Source organism: Arthrobacter tecti, from assembly GCF_054511355.1.
Genome location: NZ_JBTNCT010000043.1, coordinates 1 through 1068, shown reverse-complemented (window position 1 = coordinate 1068; position 1068 = coordinate 1). Strand labels below are relative to the sequence as shown.

The following is a 1068-nucleotide window of genomic DNA, read 5'->3' as shown; positions in this document are numbered from 1 at the left end:
GCCGAACTGACACTGACTGATGATGAACGCCAGACCCTGACCCGGTGGGCCCGTCGTGCCAAATCATCACAGGCGCTGGCTTTGCGCTCGCGTATTGTTCTGTCCTGCAGTGAGGGGAAGACGAACAAGGATGCTGCTGCCGCGCTCGGGGTCACCTCGGCCACGGTCGCGAAATGGCGGTCGCGTTTCATCGAGCACCGGTTGGATGGGCTCGTTGACGAACCTCGCCCCGGACGGCCCGCGACGATCACGGCCGACCAGGTCGAAGACGTCGTGGTGTCCACCCTGGAACACACGCCAAAGAACGCCACGCATTGGTCACGAGCGAAGATGGCCGAACGCAGCGGACTGTCGAAATCAACGATCGGGCGAATCTGGAAGGCCTTCGACCTCAAACCACACCGGGCTGATGGGTTCAAGCTCTCCAACGATCCTTTATTCGTGGAGAAGGTCTATGACATCGTCGGTCTCTACCTCAACCCGCCCGAGTCGGCAGTCGTGCTCAGCGTCGATGAGAAGTCCCAGGTCCAAGCACTCTCCCGATCGCAGCCAGCGTTTCCGATGATGCCGGGCATGCCAGAGAAACGCACCCACGACTACGCCCGCCACGGCACCACGAGCCTCTTCGCGGCGCTGAACGTCGCTGATGGGACCGTGATTGCCTCGACGCATCGGAAGCATCGGGCGATCGAGTTCCGGAAGTTCCTGACCAAAATCGACAAGGAAGTCCCCGACCATCTCGATATTCACGTCATCTGCGACAACTACGGAACGCATAAACACCCGACGGTCAAGACCTGGCTGGACAAGCGGCCCCGGTTCCATATCCATTTCACTCCGACATATTCGTCATGGATCAACCAGGTCGAGAGGCTGTTTGCCGAAGTCACCCGGGACCTACTCCAACGCAGTGATCACCGCAGCGTGCAGGCACTGGAAAAAGACCTCAGGGAATGGGTGAAAGCCTGGAACGAGGACCCGCAACCCTACGTGTGGACCAAGACCGCCGATGAGATCCTGGAATCCCTATCACGACTAATGCAACGAACTACCGGCGCAGGACACTAG

The 1068-nt window shown here is 59.6% G+C and carries 1 protein-coding gene; it reads left to right on the top strand.

Annotated features, from left to right (window positions below):
- Positions 1 to 1068, top strand: a 1068-nt coding sequence (locus tag ACX80C_RS19320; RefSeq protein WP_459328086.1) for an IS630 family transposase, incomplete at its 5' end; no start/stop codon positions are given.